The 16,777-nt window shown below is 46.0% G+C and carries 17 protein-coding genes; 13 read left to right on the plus strand and 4 right to left on the minus strand.

Annotated elements, in window-relative coordinates; translation table 11 throughout:
• Positions 1-42: 42 nt before the first annotated feature.
• Positions 43-516, minus strand: coding sequence for an aminoacyl-tRNA deacylase (locus FR741_RS02790; RefSeq protein WP_167427060.1), 474 nt, complete (start codon positions 514-516; stop codon positions 43-45).
• The gene (ygfZ, locus tag FR741_RS02795; RefSeq protein WP_104974800.1) at positions 509-1,477 is read right to left on the minus strand and encodes a tRNA-modifying protein YgfZ; all 969 of its coding nucleotides are present in this window, start codon (positions 1,475-1,477) and stop codon (positions 509-511) included. The genes FR741_RS02790 and ygfZ overlap by 8 nt, the downstream gene beginning before the upstream one ends.
• Positions 1,478-1,666: 189 nt before the next feature.
• Here ygfZ and FR741_RS02800 point away from each other — a divergent pair, with 189 nt between their 5' ends.
• Together FR741_RS02800 and FR741_RS23740 are read left to right on the plus strand one after the other, a co-directional pair.
• Positions 1,667-1,927 (plus strand): FAD assembly factor SdhE, encoded by a 261-nt coding sequence (locus FR741_RS02800; protein WP_005393925.1) that lies wholly within the window; start codon positions 1,667-1,669, stop codon positions 1,925-1,927.
• Entirely contained in the window at positions 1,875-2,357 is a 483-nt protein-coding gene (locus FR741_RS23740) for a protein YgfX (RefSeq protein ID WP_332871187.1), read from the plus strand. Before FR741_RS02800 ends, FR741_RS23740 begins: the two co-directional genes overlap by 53 nt.
• Before the next feature lie 22 nt (positions 2,358-2,379).
• Here FR741_RS23740 and nadB read toward each other — a convergent pair whose 3' ends face one another.
• A complete protein-coding gene (gene nadB, locus FR741_RS02805; protein ID WP_031780368.1) occupies positions 2,380-3,993 on the minus strand; it encodes an L-aspartate oxidase in 1,614 nt (537 codons plus the stop codon).
• 553 nt (positions 3,994-4,546) lie between these two features.
• Between nadB and rpoE the strand changes: the two genes are divergently transcribed.
• From rpoE to acpS, 11 genes are all read left to right on the plus strand, one after another.
• Positions 4,547-5,125 carry an RNA polymerase sigma factor RpoE gene (rpoE, locus tag FR741_RS02810; protein WP_005380946.1) on the plus strand — a complete coding sequence of 193 codons (579 nt, stop codon included), beginning with the start codon at positions 4,547-4,549 and terminating at the stop codon, positions 5,123-5,125.
• A gap of 26 nt (positions 5,126-5,151) precedes the next feature.
• On the plus strand, positions 5,152-5,778 hold the full coding sequence (locus FR741_RS02815; RefSeq protein ID WP_012841405.1) for a sigma-E factor negative regulatory protein: 627 nt from the start codon (positions 5,152-5,154) through the stop codon (positions 5,776-5,778).
• Positions 5,775-6,740, plus strand: coding sequence for a sigma-E factor regulatory protein RseB (gene rseB, locus FR741_RS02820; protein ID WP_005393918.1), 966 nt, complete (start codon positions 5,775-5,777; stop codon positions 6,738-6,740). The genes FR741_RS02815 and rseB overlap by 4 nt, the downstream gene beginning before the upstream one ends.
• A complete protein-coding gene (locus FR741_RS02825; RefSeq protein ID WP_005384575.1) occupies positions 6,737-7,207 on the plus strand; it encodes a SoxR reducing system RseC family protein in 471 nt (156 codons plus the stop codon). Before rseB ends, FR741_RS02825 begins: the two co-directional genes overlap by 4 nt.
• 158 nt (positions 7,208-7,365) lie before the next feature.
• Positions 7,366-9,159: a translation elongation factor 4 gene (gene lepA, locus FR741_RS02830; protein ID WP_167426237.1), complete on the plus strand. Its 1,794-nt coding sequence runs from the start codon at positions 7,366-7,368 to the stop codon at positions 9,157-9,159.
• A gap of 104 nt (positions 9,160-9,263) precedes the next feature.
• Positions 9,264-10,163, plus strand: a complete 900-nt coding sequence (gene lepB / locus FR741_RS02835) for a signal peptidase I (RefSeq protein WP_005380933.1) — start codon at positions 9,264-9,266, stop codon at positions 10,161-10,163.
• Positions 10,164-10,183: 20 nt separating this feature from the next.
• Entirely contained in the window at positions 10,184-10,861 is a 678-nt protein-coding gene (gene rnc, locus FR741_RS02840; protein WP_005393907.1) for a ribonuclease III, read from the plus strand.
• Positions 10,854-11,816: a GTPase Era gene (gene era, locus FR741_RS02845; protein WP_145532503.1), complete on the plus strand. Its 963-nt coding sequence runs from the start codon at positions 10,854-10,856 to the stop codon at positions 11,814-11,816. The genes rnc and era overlap by 8 nt, the downstream gene beginning before the upstream one ends.
• Positions 11,817-11,931: 115 nt before the next feature.
• On the plus strand, positions 11,932-12,663 hold the full coding sequence (recO, locus tag FR741_RS02850) for a DNA repair protein RecO (RefSeq protein WP_006743310.1): 732 nt from the start codon (positions 11,932-11,934) through the stop codon (positions 12,661-12,663).
• On the plus strand, positions 12,660-13,391 hold the full coding sequence (gene pdxJ / locus FR741_RS02855) for a pyridoxine 5'-phosphate synthase (RefSeq protein WP_048625989.1): 732 nt from the start codon (positions 12,660-12,662) through the stop codon (positions 13,389-13,391). The genes recO and pdxJ overlap by 4 nt, the downstream gene beginning before the upstream one ends.
• A gap of 13 nt (positions 13,392-13,404) precedes the next feature.
• Positions 13,405-13,785, plus strand: a complete 381-nt coding sequence (gene acpS / locus FR741_RS02860; protein WP_012841407.1) for a holo-ACP synthase — start codon at positions 13,405-13,407, stop codon at positions 13,783-13,785.
• A 69-nt stretch (positions 13,786-13,854) separates the two neighbouring features.
• Here acpS and barA read toward each other — a convergent pair whose 3' ends face one another.
• A complete protein-coding gene (gene barA / locus FR741_RS02865; RefSeq protein ID WP_048625987.1) occupies positions 13,855-16,653 on the minus strand; it encodes a two-component sensor histidine kinase BarA in 2,799 nt (932 codons plus the stop codon).
• Between the last annotated feature and the right edge of the window lie 124 nt (positions 16,654-16,777).

A 16,777-nucleotide genomic window follows, 5' to 3' on the forward strand; every position in this document is an offset into this window, starting at 1 on the left:
GGTGATAGAAAAACTACGTGCTATTACATTATTTTTAGACGACTAACGACAGATCTCAGCTACGGTCGGCTGACACAATTGGATAAGATCTTGGATAGAAAGCGCCAGTCCAGCCATACGATCGCCACTGCTGATCGTGACTTCCTGTTCTTCTAGTAAGCTAGGATCGAACACGATCGGCATGTGTCGTTTGAGTAATAGTGGAGTGACAGTACCAATTTTGTAACCCGTGATGGCCTCAACGTCGGCTTGATCAACGCAAGTCATCCGGCGGCATTGCAGTAACGAGCGCACTTTTTTGGGATCGACACTACGATCACCAGGCGCACAGGCGAGAGCATATTGATTACCCATGTCTCGTAGCAAGATCGCTTTTACCATTTGAGAAGGGCTAATGCCGCGTTGTTGCGCGGCATCCTCAATAGTGGTTGCTGGTCTTTGATGCGGTAACAGACGAAACGGAATGTGTTGGTCTGTGAGAAATTGCATCAAAGGAGTATTGATTGTATTACTCATCATCAAGGCTGTAAGGCAGTGATTCGATTGTCCATTCACATTCTGGTTGAGCAACCAAACGAAGACGAGTGTCTTCATCGAGATTATTGGGCAGTACAATCAGGCCAATCGCTTGATTGTCGCTGAACTGGTAGTGGTTTAATAAAGCACCCACTGAACGCCAGTTTTCACCCACGCTGCGCTCGAGCTCAATTGGCTCGTCACTAAATGGAGCAGAAGTTGCCCCTTTTACGATGTACATCGCACGTTTATTTGTACCGCGATACTTAGCTCGTGCTACCGTTTCTTGTCCTGTGTAGCAGCCCTTTGTGAAGCTAATGCCTCCTAAAGCTTGCACGTTGAGTGCTTGTGGAATGTGAGCATTCTGCGCGGATGCAGAGACAAATGGTAAACCAGCTTCAATGTCGAAACGATTCCAAAGCTCATTTGTCGTAAGGGCAGCATCTGTATTTTCAACGACTTGTTGCGCAGCTGACGCACTTAATATCAGTAGCCAGCGGCTTTGTGAAACTTGTACCGCGGTGCCGCCTTCAACAGGGCGAACGCTGCCAGTCGTTTTGCTCATTGAAGAAATAAGCTCGTCGGCTTTGACGCCTGCAACACCTAAGATAACTTCATCAGAAGCTTCAATCGTTACTTTAGAGAAAATGGCGTATTTTTTTATTTCGCTAAGTTCTACGTCAATCGCCGATTTTGGTTGGATCATGCCGTAGCCATCGTGGTGATGGAAAAGGCGGAACACACTCCACACTTTACCTTTCGCATCACAATGTGCGCCTAATGTTGATTGGTCTTGTTCTAAAGAAACGACATCGCAGGTAACCTGACCTTGTAAGTATGATTTTTTATCGTCACCGACCATGGTGATCATGCCGAAATTGTCCAGCAGCGAGATAGATAACTCTGGAAGTGCGTCTTGAGTTGAGAGAGGTAGTGCTGAAAAACGAGTTTGCCATTCCATAATTACAATGCCTTTTGAAGATATTTTTCCGCTATGTTATACCCAAATAACCTTGAGATACTAGGGGAGCGATTTACGAATCAACATTTGTCTGCTTTCACTATCGTATTGTGACCCGCACACTAGTGACGTAGCACATCCCTTGTTACACTCCGCACTAACAACAAGACATCTATGAAGGAATAGTGAATGTACACTCCGGAAGAAAAAGCGCGTATTAAATGGGCTTGTCGTCGAGGCATGCTTGAGCTTGACGTAGTAATTATGCCGTTTTTTGAAGAGTGCTTTGATACTCTGAGTGAACAAGAGCAGCGTGACTTTGTTTCTTTACTTGAATGCGATGATCCTGATCTGTTTACTTGGATAATGGGGCATGGCCGCAGCGAAAACTTAGGTCATGCTGCAATGGTTGATAAAATTGTCGCCCATAACCTCAGCAAAGTTCGTTAATTTTACCGCTTCTCCCTCTCTGACTGCCCGAGTTCTCAATGTAATACTTTTCTTACTGATGACTTGGGCCGTTACCCTCTCTAGCATCCCTCTCGTATTATCGATTTATTTGTTATTAATGATTGTTAAGGCACTACTGACCCAAGGCTTTGTTAAACCGACAAGTCAGGGTTATTGGTATGTGCATTGCGATGGCTCGGTTAGGTTTGAGGCCCTTGAGTATAGTGAATGTTCGGCGGCTCTTGAGTCTGAAAAGGATCAGTTACAACGAGTCGATACATCGACATTGCCATTCAAGATAACATGTCGATTGCAGTCTGGCCGTAGCGTCACGATTTGGCGTGATAGCTGTGACGATCAGCATTACCGTCAATTATCTTTGGTATTACGCCAGTGGGAAATGAAACAGGGAGCCAATGCTCCCTGTTGATGTAATAGTTTATTTTGTCGAATTAAAGCTGTTTAGCTGGAACCAAAATCGTTGGTCCGCTGTTTTCCAGTTGGTTCGGATAATCAAGCGTGTAGTGCAAACCTCGACTCTCTTTACGCTGCATCGCACAACGAACCATCAGCTCTGCTACTTGTAAAAGGTTACGCAGTTCTAATAAGTTGTTCGAGACACGGAAATTGCTGTAGTACTCATGCGTTTCTTGTTGCAACAGTTGGATACGGCGCAAGGCGCGTTCTAAACGCTTGTCAGTTCGTACAATGCCCATGTAGTCCCACATAAACAGACGAAGCTCGTGCCAGTTGTGCTGAATGATCACTTCTTCATCACTGTTGGTCACTTTACTTTCATCCCAACATGGCACCTGTGAAGGAAGCTCCACGTTAGTGTGATGTTTTAGAATATCTTTCGCCGCAGACCAAGCATAAACCACGCATTCGAGAAGTGAATTTGATGCCATGCGGTTAGCACCATGCAGCCCTGTATAGCTGACTTCGCCAATCGCATACAAGTTTTTAAGATCGGTGCAGCCATTTCTATCCACCATGACACCGCCACAAGTGTAGTGCGCAGCAGGTACGATTGGGATTGGCTCTTTGGTCATATCAATGCCCAAGTCCATCAAGCGTGAGTAAATGGTTGGGAAGTGTTTCGTAATAAAGTCCGCAGGTTTGTGACTGATGTCGAGGTACATACAGTCGGCACCCAAACGCTTCATTTCGAAGTCGATAGCGCGAGCCACGACGTCACGCGGAGCAAGCTCTTTACGCTCATCGAAATCTGGCATAAAGCGAGAACCATCGGGACGACGCAGGTAAGCACCTTCGCCACGTAACGCTTCGGTCAACAAGAAGTTACGTGCTTCTGGGTGATATAAACACGTCGGGTGGAACTGGTTAAACTCCATATTTGCCACACGACACCCTGCACGCCAAGCAATGGCAATACCATCACCAGACGAAACATCTGGGTTAGAGGTGTATTGATAAACTTTTGAAGCGCCACCTGTAGCGAGAACCACAAATTTGGCCCGCACGGTTTCGACATGCTCTTCGTTGCGGTTCCAAATATAAGCACCGATAACTTTGTTTTTATCACCGCCAATTTTGTCTTCGGTGATTAAGTCCAGCGCATTGTGACGTTCGAGAACATGAATATTTGGATGGTTGTGAGCGTTATCTTGCAGAGAGGTTTGCATCGCCATACCTGTTGCATCTGCCGCGTGAAGAATACGACGACGACTATGGCCACCTTCACGAGTTAAGTGGTAACGAGGCTCATCGTCAGAGTCATCCTCTTCACGATCAAATGGGACACCACCGTCGATCAACCACTGTACGCACTCTTTTGAATGTTCAGCAATGAACCTCACGGTATCTTCATCACAAATACCATCGCCGGCGATTTGTGTATCTTCAACGTGTGAATCAATGGTGTCTGACTCATCAAATACAGCAGCAATACCACCCTGGGCATAATAGGTCGCCCCTTCGCTGCGTGGCCCTTTACTCAGCACCATCACTTTACAGTGGTTAGCTACGCGCAAAGCCAACGACAAACCAGCCGCGCCACTCCCTACCACTAACACATCACACTCATGTTCACGATTTGTGTTCATATAACTTTTATAATCCCAAGCTAAGGTAACAAAGTCACCTTGTGTATTATTTGCACACCATGTGCATTCCATTATCGCGACACCCGTCGCTAAGGGCTAAGTTGGGAGACCTATCGACATCCGTGTTACTGCGGTGACTGAGCCACTCTTCTTTTTCATGCAGAGCATGAGCATGCTTCCTAAGTTATATTTGTAACGCGGTGTTCAGATAGCCATTAGCCATGCAAATGAAAAGTAATAGTTTGTCAATGCCATTGCTTTTCCATGCTCGACCCAGCACAATCTGGGACAGAGATCATTCATTATACCCATTTCCCCTCAAGATGCTCGCTTGTCAAACTTAGACTAAAGTCAGGCAACGGTGGTCATTTGGGTATAGACATCACACTGTGAAAAAACAATGACAAAAAACTTGAGAAACCATGGAACTTTCTCATTCACGTTAGGGTCACAATAGTGCTCAAGTAAGCAGTGGTGTCAATACTACGTTTTGCATAATTAGTACCCATATCTGAGAAGAGTAGGGGCATAACAAATAGGAGTATCCGCTCGAATGAACGAGCAGCTGACCGATCAAGTATTGATTGAGCGAGTTCAGAATGGCGATAAGCAAGCATTCAACCTGCTGGTAACGAAGTATCAGAACAAGGTATGTAATCTTATTTCCAGATACGTTAGTAATCCTGGCGATGTACCAGATGTAGCACAAGAAGCGTTTATTAAAGCTTACCGAGCTATTCCCAGCTTTCGTGGGGAAAGTGCGTTTTATACGTGGCTGTATCGCATTGCAGTGAATACTGCGAAAAATCACATTGTTGCTCAAGGGCGTAGACCTCCAGCGACAGATGTCGATGCTGAAGATGCTGAATTTTACGAAACAGGTAGTGCACTTAAAGAAATATCGAACCCTGAGAACTTAACGTTGTCCAAAGAATTGCAACGGGTGGTGTTCAGTGCAATCGAAGCTTTACCTGAAGATTTAAAAACCGCAATGACATTACGAGAGCTCGATGGCTTGAGTTATGAAGAAATTGCAGAAGTGATGGATTGCCCGGTAGGAACGGTACGATCGCGTATCTTCCGTGCTCGTGAGGCGGTGGAAAAGAAAATCAGACCTCTTTTGCAACGCTAGTACAAGTAATAACTATGGTGAAAATAATGGCTGACAAAGAAAAACTTTCAGCTCTCATGGATGGAGAATTGGTCGATAAGGCTTTAATTCAAGAGTTAGAGCAAGACCAAGAGAGCCGTGATGCTTGGCAGAACTATCACCTGATTGGTGATGTGATGCGAGGCGAAGCGCCAGCAAAACCTGAGTGGAATATTGCTGAAAGCGTGGCGTTAGCGTTAGAAGATGAACCTGCACACCGTGCGTTTGATGCGCACAGTGCAAATGTTATCTCAATTGCTGATACGCCAAAAGAGTCACAACCAGAACCGCAAAAAGCAAAACGTCAGTTGCCAGGTTGGTTGACACAGTTTGGTCAAGTTGCTGTTGCTGCATGTGTATCGCTTGTCGTTATTTTAGGTGTACAGCAGTACGGTGGTAGCGATTCAATGTCGCCGCAAACAGACCAATTGCCTGTGTTGCAGACAGTTCCGTTTGCTGGCAGCGCAGAGCCTGTGAGTTTAACTCGTGAGTCTGTTGAGCGTTCTGTAGGTGAAGCAAATATGCAAGAGCAACGTAAGCGTGTTCATGCTATGCTGCGAGACTATGAATTGCAGTTACGAATTAACAGTGATGCATCTCAACAAGATGCAAATCTGAATCCGGATATTGAATGAAAAAATTTCTGATCAGCGCTTGCGCTCTGTTCAGTATGATGTCTTCTCAAGCCTTTGCTGGTGATAAGCCAGCGGAGGCTTTATTGCATCAAATGAGCGAGGCGAGTAAGAATTTAAGTTACGAACTCTCTTATATCCTTATCAAAAAGAACAGCATTGAGCCGTTGCTGTATCGTCATGCGACGCATGGTGACGATCAATATGCTCATCTTGTCTATTTAAGTGGCCCTGTACGCGAAGTGATTCGTCGCGGCACAGAAGTAAGCTATATCGAAACGGGTTTAGAACCATTCACCATCGAGTCAGGTAAAATGGTCGCTCCGACCATGCCTATGCTCAATACCAATATCGATGAGCTAAACTTGTATTACGACTATGTAAAAGTGGGTAGAGCTCGTGAAGCAGGTGTAGCAACACAAGTGCTGCGTGTCGTCCCTAAAGACGGTCTGCGCTATTCATACGTACTATGGATCGATGAAAAGAGTAAATTGCCTTTACGTGCCGACCTTGTGGACCGTGATGGTGAGATGCTTGAACAATATCGCACTATTTCTTACACGGTGAATCCAAAAATCGCAGAGTTAATGAGTGGCCTACAAGATGTTCAATTACCAGCTGTTCTCACCATGCCAAAAGGCGATATTGGAACCAGCAATTGGCAGGTAGGTTGGATCCCTGAAGGTTTCGAACCGAACGAGCTGAACCGCTACCGCATGGCTGTTACCAATCAAATGGTGGAGAGTCAGCTGTACTCTGACGGTCTATTTAGCTTCTCTGTTTACGTAGCAAACAAAGATGAGCATTCGTTAAAAGGTCAGTTGGTTCGCCAAGGCCGAAGAACGCTGCATAGTTTTGTGAGCGGTCAACATGAAATCTCCGTAGTTGGAGACATTCCGCCGACCACAGCACAGCGTATCGCTCAATCTGTCACATTTAATGTAACAAAGAGTAAACAACAATGATGACCGCGTTGGCTACTGTGACAGACGTACATCGTCGCGGTAAACAATACGAAATTGATTTAAGCTGCGAACAGCAGACCAGTTGCAGTAGTTGCTCTTCACAGAAAAGCTGTGGAACGGGCGTTGTGACTAAAGCCATTGGTAACAAGAGTTTATCTTGGCACCTGCGCACGGATAAATCAGTGAAGATAGGTCAAGTCGTCGAGATAGGCTTTCCTGAGTCGAGCCTGATAAAATCAGCAATGGCGGTTTATTTACTGCCGTTGTTTGGTTTGATTATCGGTGCGATGTTTGGTCACTTCCTATTAGCGCCGCTGACCGCGGGCGGAGAAGGTATCATCATATTGGCATCAGTACTATTTGCAGCTGGTGGAATGTGGATCGCAAAACGTGTTTCTCGTCCGTTAGAGGATGAATCCAAGCGCCAAGTTACCCTTGTTAGGGTACTTGGAGAGCCAATCCAGTAAGCGCTGTCCCCCTCCACTTAAGGTTATTTGGGTATGTACTTTAAATTACGTGCGCCCGTTAACGAAATTCGGTAGAATCTGCCAACTTGATTGAAATGCCGTCAGTAGATGGCGTTTCTTACTGTCCCTATTTGTAAAGAGTTAGTCACCCTAAATCTATGAAGCACATTCGTAACTTTTCGATTATCGCCCACATCGACCATGGTAAGTCGACCCTATCAGACCGTCTAATCCAAGTTTGTGGCGGGTTAACCGATCGTGAAATGGCCGCACAGGTTCTGGATTCTATGGATCTTGAACGTGAGCGTGGTATCACCATTAAATCTCAGAGTGTGACGCTAAACTACACCGCTAAAGACGGTGAAACGTATCAGCTGAACTTCATCGATACTCCGGGGCACGTTGACTTTGCATATGAAGTATCACGTTCTCTAGTGGCTTGTGAAGGTGCGCTATTGGTTGTAGATGCGGGTCAAGGTGTTGAAGCTCAAACACTGGCTAACTGTTACACCGCGATTGAGATGGATCTAGAGGTTGTGCCAATCTTGAACAAGATTGACCTACCAGCAGCCGATCCTGAGCGTGTAGCGGAAGAAATTGAAGAAATCGTTGGTATCGATGCAATGGAAGCAACCCGCTGTTCTGCGAAGACAGGCATCGGTGTTGATGACGTTCTAGAGAACATCGTATCAGCGATTCCAGCACCGGAAGGTGACCCAGATGCGCCATTACAAGCGCTGATCATTGACTCATGGTTTGATAACTATCTTGGCGTTGTTTCTCTAGTACGTATTAAAAACGGCGAACTGAAGAAGAACGATAAGATCAAAGTGATGAGTACGGGCCAAGTTTGGGGGGTAGACCGTCTTGGTATTTTTACGCCAAAACAAGTAGATACCGATATCCTTCGTACTGGTGAAGTAGGTTGGGTGGTTTGTGGTATTAAAGACATCCTTGGTGCACCAGTTGGTGATACGCTGACTATGGCTAAGAACGGCTGTGAAAAACCGCTACCAGGTTTTAAGAAAGTAAAACCTCAGGTTTACGCAGGTCTGTTCCCGGTATCTTCTGACGATTACGAGAACTTCCGTGATGCGCTGGGCAAATTAAGTCTAAACGACGCATCGCTATTCTACGAGCCAGAAAACTCAGCGGCACTTGGCTTTGGTTTCCGTTGTGGTTTCCTTGGCATGCTGCACATGGAAATTATCCAAGAGCGTCTAGAGCGTGAATACGACTTAGATCTTATCACCACGGCACCAACGGTAGTTTACGAAGTTGAAAAGACCGATGGTGAACTGCTGTACGTTGATAGCCCTGCCAAACTACCAGCGATCAATGATATTGAAGAAATTCGTGAACCGATCGCTCGTTGTAATATCCTGGTACCTTCAGAGTACCTAGGTAACGTGATCACGCTGTGTGTTGAAAAGCGTGGTACTCAGGTCGATATGGTTTACCACGGTAACCAGGTTGCCGTGACTTACGATATTCCAATGGCAGAAGTGGTACTGGATTTCTTCGACCGTCTGAAATCGACATCTCGTGGTTATGCGTCTTTGGATTACAACTTCCAGCGTTTTGAAGCGTCGAACATGGTACGTGTAGACGTTCTTCTGAACGGTGACACCGTTGATGCATTGGCGATGATCACACACAAAGACCAGTCTCAGACTCGCGGTCGTCAGCTGGTAGAGAAGATGAAAGAATTTATCCCTCGCCAAATGTTTGATATCGCAATCCAAGCAGCGATTGGTAACCACATTATCGCACGTTCAACTGTAAAACAGCTGCGTAAGAACGTAATCGCGAAATGTTACGGCGGTGACGTAAGTCGTAAGAAGAAACTTCTGAAGAAACAGAAAGAAGGTAAGAAGCGCATGAAGCAGATCGGTAACGTTGAGCTGCCTCAAGAAGCGTTCCTAGCCATCCTTCACGTAGGTAAAGACTAAAGTTGAACTTTGTCTCACACTTGTCGGTCTTAAGACGTTAGATATTAAAATAAGTGAAAGGGTTTCGGCTCTTTCACTTTCGTATTTTTAGATAAGGGAATTTAATGGCGAATACATTCTCACTGATGCTGGTTATTGCGACTTTGGTAACTGGCGTGGTTTGGCTATTGGAAAAGCTGGTTTTCGCGAAAAAGCGTCAGGAAAAACTGGCGGAGATTCAAGCTCAGACGTCTAATGGTTTGGATGCAGTGACCTTGCAAAAAGTTGAGCGTCAGCCTTGGTGGGTTGAAAATAGCGTCTCAATTTTTCCTGTGATTGCGTTCGTTTTAGTATTACGTTCTTTTATCTACGAACCATTTCAAATCCCATCAGGCTCAATGATGCCGACTTTGTTGGTGGGTGACTTTATCTTGGTAGAAAAATACGCCTATGGCTTGAAAGATCCGGTATGGCGCACGCAGTTAGTTGAAACAGGTAAACCTGAGCGTGGTGATATCGTGGTATTCAAATACCCGCCACAACCAAGTGTGGATTACATTAAGCGTGTTGTTGGTTTGCCTGGTGATATAGTGCGTTATTCAAGTGATAAGCAGCTTTGCGTGCAAAGCCAAGGTGAATCGGCGTGTAAACCAGTTAAACTGAGCAATGTTGAAGAAAGTCAGTTTAGCTCGAACGGTATTCCAATGATCCAACTGGATGAAAAATTGGGTAACGTGGAGCACAATATTTTGGTTAACCCTCTTGTTCGTAACCGTGTGGAGCAATACTTCCCACGTAGCGGCACGACAGAGTGGGTTGTACCACAAGGTCAGTACTTTGTGATGGGTGATAACCGTGACAATAGTGCTGACAGCCGTTACTGGGGCTTCGTTCCTGAAGCAAACTTAGTCGGCAAAGCTGTCGCCATTTGGATCAGCTTCGAGTTTGATCGTGGCGCAGATAGCGTTCTACCTTCATGGATTCCAACTGGTGTGCGTTTTAACCGCATCGGTGGTATTCACTAACCATTTTATATCGAGAGAGTATGAATTCTCCAATTGATAAACTAGAGAGAAAGCTCGGCTACCAGTTTCAAGATGCCGGGCTTATCAACTTGGCGCTGACTCACCGCAGCGCCAACAGTAAGCATAATGAACGTCTTGAGTTTCTGGGCGATTCAATTTTAAGTTTTGTCATCGCTGATGATCTGTACCATCGTTTCCCGAAAGTGAACGAGGGTGACATGAGCCGTATGCGTGCTACTTTGGTTCGTGGACATACATTGGCGGAACTGGGTCGTGAATTCGATCTAGGAGATTATTTAAAATTAGGTCCAGGTGAATTGAAGAGTGGCGGTTTCCGCCGAGACTCTATTTTAGCCGATGCGGTTGAAGCCATTATTGGCGCAATTTACCTAGACAGCGATCTTGAAGTCGTGCGGGGCATTGTACTGAGTTGGTACAACTCACGCCTTGAAGCCATTAAACCTGGCGTCTCACAAAAAGATCCGAAAACTCGCCTACAAGAGTTCCTACAAGGCAGAAGAAAACCGCTGCCTGTGTACACAGTGACTAATATTAAAGGTGAAGCGCACAACCAAGAGTTTACGGTTGAGTGTGAAGTAGCAGGTGTGGACAAGCCTGTAATCGGGAAAGGCACCAGCCGCCGCAAGGCAGAACAAGCGGCTGCTGAAACAGCACTTGAGCAATTAACAAATGGCTGATAACGAATTCGATATCGATGCGTTTTTCGCATCACAAGGTGAGCTAAGCTCGCCAGAAAACCAGCACTGTGGCTTCATTGCTATTGTTGGTCGCCCAAACGTAGGTAAGTCGACACTTCTGAACAAAATCTTGGGTCAGAAGATTTCGATCACCTCACGTAAGCCGCAAACAACACGCCACCGCATTATGGGTGTGGACACGGATGGCGATTACCAAGCGATTTACGTCGACACGCCAGGACTTCACATTGAAGAAAAGCGTGCGATTAACCGCCTGATGAACCGTGCGGCTAACTCATCTCTAAGTGATGTAAACCTAGTGTTCTTCTTAGTCGATGGTACGCATTGGACCAAAGACGATGAGATGGTGCTAACTAAGCTTCAAAAATCGAACTTCCCAGTTGTGCTTTGTGTCAATAAAGTCGACAACGTGCAAGATCGTAACGAAGTGATGCTACACATGGCTGAGATGTCTAAGAAGATGGACTTCGTGGACGTTGTGCCAATCTCTGCGAAGCAAGGGAAGAACATTGATGTACTGCGTAAGCACGTGCGTAATCACTTACCTAAAGCAACGCACCACTTCCCAGAAGAATACGTGACTGATCGCTCCCAGCGTTTTATGGCATCTGAAATTGTGCGTGAAAAGTTAATGCGTTTCACGGGTGAAGAATTGCCATACTCGGTAACGGTCGAGATTGAACGTTTTGATTACAACCCAGAAACCGACGGTTTCCACATCAATGCCTTGATTCTTGTTGAGCGTAATGGCCAGAAGAAAATGGTGATTGGTAAAGGTGGCGAGAAGATCAAGACCATTGGTCGTGAAGCGCGTTTAGATATGGAAGAGTTGTTCGGTCGTAAGGTTTACCTAGAAACCTGGGTAAAAGTGAAATCTGGCTGGGCAGACGACGAACGAGCACTGCGCTCGTTGGGTTATATCGACGACTTATAATCTTGGCTGCGAAGATGCTTCGCTCCAACATCGATGAAAAATTAGTATCGATTAAAATAAGGAGCCGCTCGGCTCCTTATTTTTTATTTCACACTTTTTAGGCACAATGACTTAGATGAGTAATCTCTCTTCCGAAGGTTTACAGCGCTGTTTTGTATTACATCGCCGCCCTTACAGTGAATCGAGCTTAATCCTTGATGTATTCAGTGAGGAATATGGTCGAATGACTTTAATGGCCAAAGGCGCGCGCAGTAAGCGTTCGAACTTAAAAGGCGCATTGCAACCTTTTACTCCGCTGTTACTTAAATGGTCGGGAAAAGGTTCAATGAAGACTTTGCGTCAAGCTGAGCCGATAAGCCTAGGTTTACCGTTAACGGGCATTAATCTCTACTCTGCCATGTACGTTAATGAACTGATTGGTCGGATATTGATGGCTGAAGTGCCGATGCCAGCGCTATTTCATGATTATTTGCATGCGTTAACAGAGTTGGCACACAACGAGAACCCTGAGCCAGCACTGCGTCGTTTTGAGTTAGCATTGCTCTCTTCTATGGGGTATGGCGTGGATTTCTTGCACTGTGCAGGTACTGGCGAGCCCGTCGACCCAGAGATGACGTATCGTTACCGGGAACAAAAAGGCTTCATAGCTTCGGTTAGGCGCGATAACCTTACGTTTTTAGGGAATGAGCTGATTGCTATCAGTGAGCGGCGGTTCGTCACTAAAGAGCAGCTAAAAGCGGCAAAACGCTTTACACGTATAGCCTTAAAGCCGTATCTTGGCGGCAAACCTTTAAAAAGTCGTGAATTTTTCATTCAGACCCCCAGAGCACGGAGTAACGGAAAATGAGCTCAATTTATTTAGGCGTCAATATCGACCATATTGCCACTCTACGTAATGCACGTGGTACAAAATACCCTGATCCTGTTCACGCTGCAGAAATTGCTGAGCGTGCAGGCGCGGATGGTATCACAATTCACTTACGTGAAGACCGTCGCCATATTTTGGACCGTGATGTACGTATTCTGCGTGAAACCATTCAAACGCGCATGAATCTAGAGATGGCAGTGACGGACGAAATGGTTGAGATTGCGCTGCAAACTAAACCAGAGTTTGTGTGCTTAGTGCCTGAAAAACGTGAAGAACTGACGACGGAAGGTGGCTTGGACGTTGTGGGGCAGCTTGAAAAAATTAAAGCTGCGACGAAAAAGCTGACAGATGCAGGCATTAAAGTTTCACTCTTTATTGATGCTGATCGTCAACAGATTGAAGCTGCGAAAAAGTGTGGTGCTCCGTTTATTGAGCTGCACACGGGTCATTATGCTGATGCGACGACAGAAGACGAACAGCAAGCAGAACTGAAGAAGATTGCCGCTGGTGCGAGTTATGCTCATGACCTAGGTATTATTGTTAATGCCGGGCATGGCCTGACTTATCACAATGTCGCGCCAATTGCTGCATTACCAGAAATTTACGAACTCAACATTGGTCACTCAATCATTGGTCGCGCGGTATTTGATGGTTTGAATAAAGCGGTTGCGGACATGAAAGCACTGATGATTGAGGCACGCCAGTAATAGGGCTATCTAGATGGCGATTATAGGGTTAGGGACCGACATTGCAGAAATTGAGCGTATTGAAAAAGCGTTAGCTCGTAGTGGTGAGCCTTTTGCTCAGCGTATTCTTTCAGAAGAAGAAATGGCTAAATTTTCACAGCTTAAGCTGCAAGGCCGTTATCTTGCTAAGCGCTTTGCGGTCAAAGAAGCGGCCTCAAAAGCATTGGGGACAGGGATCGCGAAAGGGGTCACGTTTCACGATTTTTCCATCTCGAACGATGCGCTTGGAAAACCGGTGCTCGCATTGACGGGCACAGCAAAGCAAATAGCGGATGCGATGGGCGTTAACCACATTCACCTGTCCATTTCCGATGAGCGTCATTACGCTGTGGCGACGGTCATTTTTGAATCCTAGCTTGTAAGTCTTAAACAAAATACTAAAAAGCCAGAGCAGATGCTCTGGCTTTCTTGTCTCTCGAGCAGATTACTGTTCAAGGTATAATTTTGCAGTCGTTGTGACTTTAATCATTTCATCTTGCAGCTCGAACATTTCAGGCTCAACCTCCTCAAGACTGATCCCTGAGCGCAGTGCTTGCTCAAGCGTCGCACAGAGTGATTTCAGCCTAGGCACTCCGCAATATGAGCTACTGCCGTGCAGCTTATGGATGACATGAATTAGGTCATCACGGGAGATATCTTCTTGCTCCAGAGCTTGGTCAACGACTGCTTCTACTTCAGGGATAAACTCAACCAACATGCGCAGCATGTCTTTGGCTAGATCTTCTTTATTCGCGCTCTGTTTTAAGGCAGCTTGCCAATCAATAATCACATCCTGCTGAGGCGAAGAAACGGATTGTGGCGCGCTCCCTTCAGGCTCATCAACGTATGAAGGGGCGACTTTGCCAATGCTCTCTGTACAAGCATTTGGGTTCCAGTGAACCAAAACCTGTTGTAGCACATGCTCTTCAATAGGTTTGGTCAAGTAGTCATCCATTCCTGCCGAGAGCAAGCGATCTCTTTCACCCGCCATGGCATGCGCAGTTACCGCAATCACTGGCGTGTCTTTATTTAACTCCAACTCTTTAATGTGCTGACAAGCGGTCACACCATCCATTTGTGGCATTTGGATATCCATGAAGATTAAGTCGTACTTTTTCTCCGTCGCAAGGTTCACCGCTTGCTGGCCATTGCTACAGGCGGTGACGGTTTCTACTCGTTCGCGAAGCAGAGCGGAAATCAGCTTCAAGTTCGCTGGGTTATCATCCACCGCTAACACCGTCAGAGGTAAACGCTCCCCTTCGCTTGGCGTAATTGGAGCACTCAATGTTGGTGGTGATTCGACATGTTCGCTAATTAGGCTTTGTAGCAGTTTACGGCGAGACAACGGCTTCGTCAGGCATTGGACGTGATGCTCTGTCATAATTTGGTCGGCAAGTGCCAGTTCGGTACTCGGCGTCCCTAGGATCACACTCGGAGCCATGCGTTTCGCTTGTTCTATCCAAGGTGTAATGACGTCTGCATCATGCGTTTGATTTGCCGCTAAATTCAGTAATACATAGTCATATTGTTCTTCGTTTTTCGGTAGCGAAGAGCGATAGGTTACTAAGATACCTTCTTGACTTAGAATCTGTTGGGTTACGGATGCGGCTTGCATGTTTGGTTCAATCAACAGCAACTGTTTGCCAGTCAGAAGTTCCACTTCAATCAGTTCGCTCATCGGCATTTCGGTTGAGTGCAAGCGCACCGTAAACCAGAACGTCGAACCTTGGTGTAGGCGACTAGTTAAGCTGATCTCGCCACCCATCTGGCTTACCAATTTCTGCGTGATAACCAAACCTAACCCAGTGCCGCCGTAGCGACGTGAAATGCTGGCATCCGCTTGGCTGAACGCTTGGAATAATTGCGCTTGCTGACGTTCAGAAATACCAATGCCGGTATCACGCACCATGAATTGCAGTTCGACGGAGTCCCCAGATTGAGAGCGCATTTCAACGCTAACATCAATGTTGCCTCGCTCGGTAAACTTGATTGAGTTACCGACTAAGTTCGTCAAAATTTGCTGGATACGTAGTGGGTCCCCAACTAAACCCGGTGGAATTTTAGGGTCCACTTTTAGGGTGATTTCTAACCCTTTCTCATGTGCACTTGTGGCTTGTAGGTTAATCACTTCTTCTAAACTTTCTCGGAAATCAAACGGAATGTTTTCCAGCGCCAGCTTACCCGCCTCTAGTTTCGAGAAGTCGAGAATGTCATTGATGATGTTCAGTAGATTGTTCGCCGACTTCTCAATCGTCTGTAGGTAATCAGTTTGGCTGTTAGAAAGCTGTGTTTTAAGCATTTGACGAGTAAAGCCAATAACCCCATTGAGCGGAGTACGCAGTTCGTGCGACATGTTCGCCAAGAACTCAGATTTAACCCTGGCCGCTTCTTGCGCGCGTTTCTTCGCGATATCTAACTCAACGTTCTGAATCTCTAGCTGCTCAAGCGTTTCACGCAAGTCTGATGTGGCTTGGTCTATACTGTGCTGCATCTCCACGTGATATTCCGATAGCGATACCGCCATGGCGTTAATACCGTTTTTCAGTTGGTCTAACTCACCGTGCATTTTACCTTCGATACGCACGTCTAGGTGACCACGGCGAATGCGGTCAACGACATTCTTCATGTGGGTGATAGGCTGGGTAACATCGTGCATCAGACGTGAAGCAAACACACTTGCCAAGCCAAGACCGAGTATAAGAACTAAAAAAGCAGAGAAAACTTCTTGATACTGTTGCAGCCTCAAAGAGGAGAGATCTAACTCAACGGCAATATAACCAATTGCTTTGGTTCCTTGGCTTTCGTTCGACAACTCCGCTAAATAGTGACCCTCTGACAAAATAGGTACGCGCAATATCAGTGAGTTTTCGTAGATTTCCGAATTGCCCAGTTGCGGGATCGGTTTATCTTTAGGAAACATCAAGGCTTCGAAATTAGGGTGAAAGTTAGATGTCACGAAGAGCTCATGATGTTCATCAAACACCGCGATACTACGAACCAGTTTAGAGTTTTTGCGATGGGCGTAGCTTATCAAGCGACGTACCGCCTCTCGGCTTTCTGATAGTAGATGAGTTTCACTGGCAATTGCTAACGGTTCAATGATGCTGTTACCAGTGGTGATAACTTGTTTCTCAAGGTCTTGGTAGCGATTAAATGAGAAAAAACCGCTCAGTAATAAACCAATGATGAGAGTGGGAGCGAGAGTCAGTGTAATTACACGTGCTCGTAAGCCATATCTGGTCATGTTATCTAATTACATCGGAGTCTGGATATGGGAAAATAACGCATTATTTCTCAAGCGCATGATAAGGCGTTGAGCAAAGAAGTGACGTCACCTAATAAACGGTAAGCATAATCAAGTCACTCGA

The organism is Vibrio diabolicus, assembly GCF_011801455.1.
Lineage (GTDB): Bacteria > Pseudomonadota > Gammaproteobacteria > Enterobacterales > Vibrionaceae > Vibrio > Vibrio diabolicus.

Coding starts and splice junctions, on each gene's coding strand:
- acpS (WP_012841407.1), top strand. CDS start 13,405: ATGGCGATTATAGGGTTAGGGACCGACATTGCAGAAATTGAGCGTATT.
- lepA (WP_167426237.1), top strand. CDS start 7,366: ATGAAGCACATTCGTAACTTTTCGATTATCGCCCACATCGACCATGGT.
- FR741_RS23740 (WP_332871187.1), top strand. CDS start 1,875: ATGCTGCAATGGTTGATAAAATTGTCGCCCATAACCTCAGCAAAGTTC.
- FR741_RS02825 (WP_005384575.1), top strand. CDS start 6,737: ATGATGACCGCGTTGGCTACTGTGACAGACGTACATCGTCGCGGTAAA.
- FR741_RS02790 (WP_167427060.1), bottom strand. CDS start 516: ATGAGTAATACAATCAATACTCCTTTGATGCAATTTCTCACAGACCAA.
- nadB (WP_031780368.1), bottom strand. CDS start 3,993: ATGAACACAAATCGTGAACATGAGTGTGATGTGTTAGTGGTAGGGAGT.
- barA (WP_048625987.1), bottom strand. CDS start 16,653: ATGACCAGATATGGCTTACGAGCACGTGTAATTACACTGACTCTCGCT.
- ygfZ (WP_104974800.1), bottom strand. CDS start 1,477: ATGGAATGGCAAACTCGTTTTTCAGCACTACCTCTCTCAACTCAAGAC.
- lepB (WP_005380933.1), top strand. CDS start 9,264: ATGGCGAATACATTCTCACTGATGCTGGTTATTGCGACTTTGGTAACT.
- pdxJ (WP_048625989.1), top strand. CDS start 12,660: ATGAGCTCAATTTATTTAGGCGTCAATATCGACCATATTGCCACTCTA.
- rseB (WP_005393918.1), top strand. CDS start 5,775: ATGAAAAAATTTCTGATCAGCGCTTGCGCTCTGTTCAGTATGATGTCT.
- rnc (WP_005393907.1), top strand. CDS start 10,184: ATGAATTCTCCAATTGATAAACTAGAGAGAAAGCTCGGCTACCAGTTT.
- recO (WP_006743310.1), top strand. CDS start 11,932: ATGAGTAATCTCTCTTCCGAAGGTTTACAGCGCTGTTTTGTATTACAT.
- FR741_RS02800 (WP_005393925.1), top strand. CDS start 1,667: ATGTACACTCCGGAAGAAAAAGCGCGTATTAAATGGGCTTGTCGTCGA.
- FR741_RS02815 (WP_012841405.1), top strand. CDS start 5,152: ATGGCTGACAAAGAAAAACTTTCAGCTCTCATGGATGGAGAATTGGTC.
- era (WP_145532503.1), top strand. CDS start 10,854: ATGGCTGATAACGAATTCGATATCGATGCGTTTTTCGCATCACAAGGT.
- rpoE (WP_005380946.1), top strand. CDS start 4,547: ATGAACGAGCAGCTGACCGATCAAGTATTGATTGAGCGAGTTCAGAAT.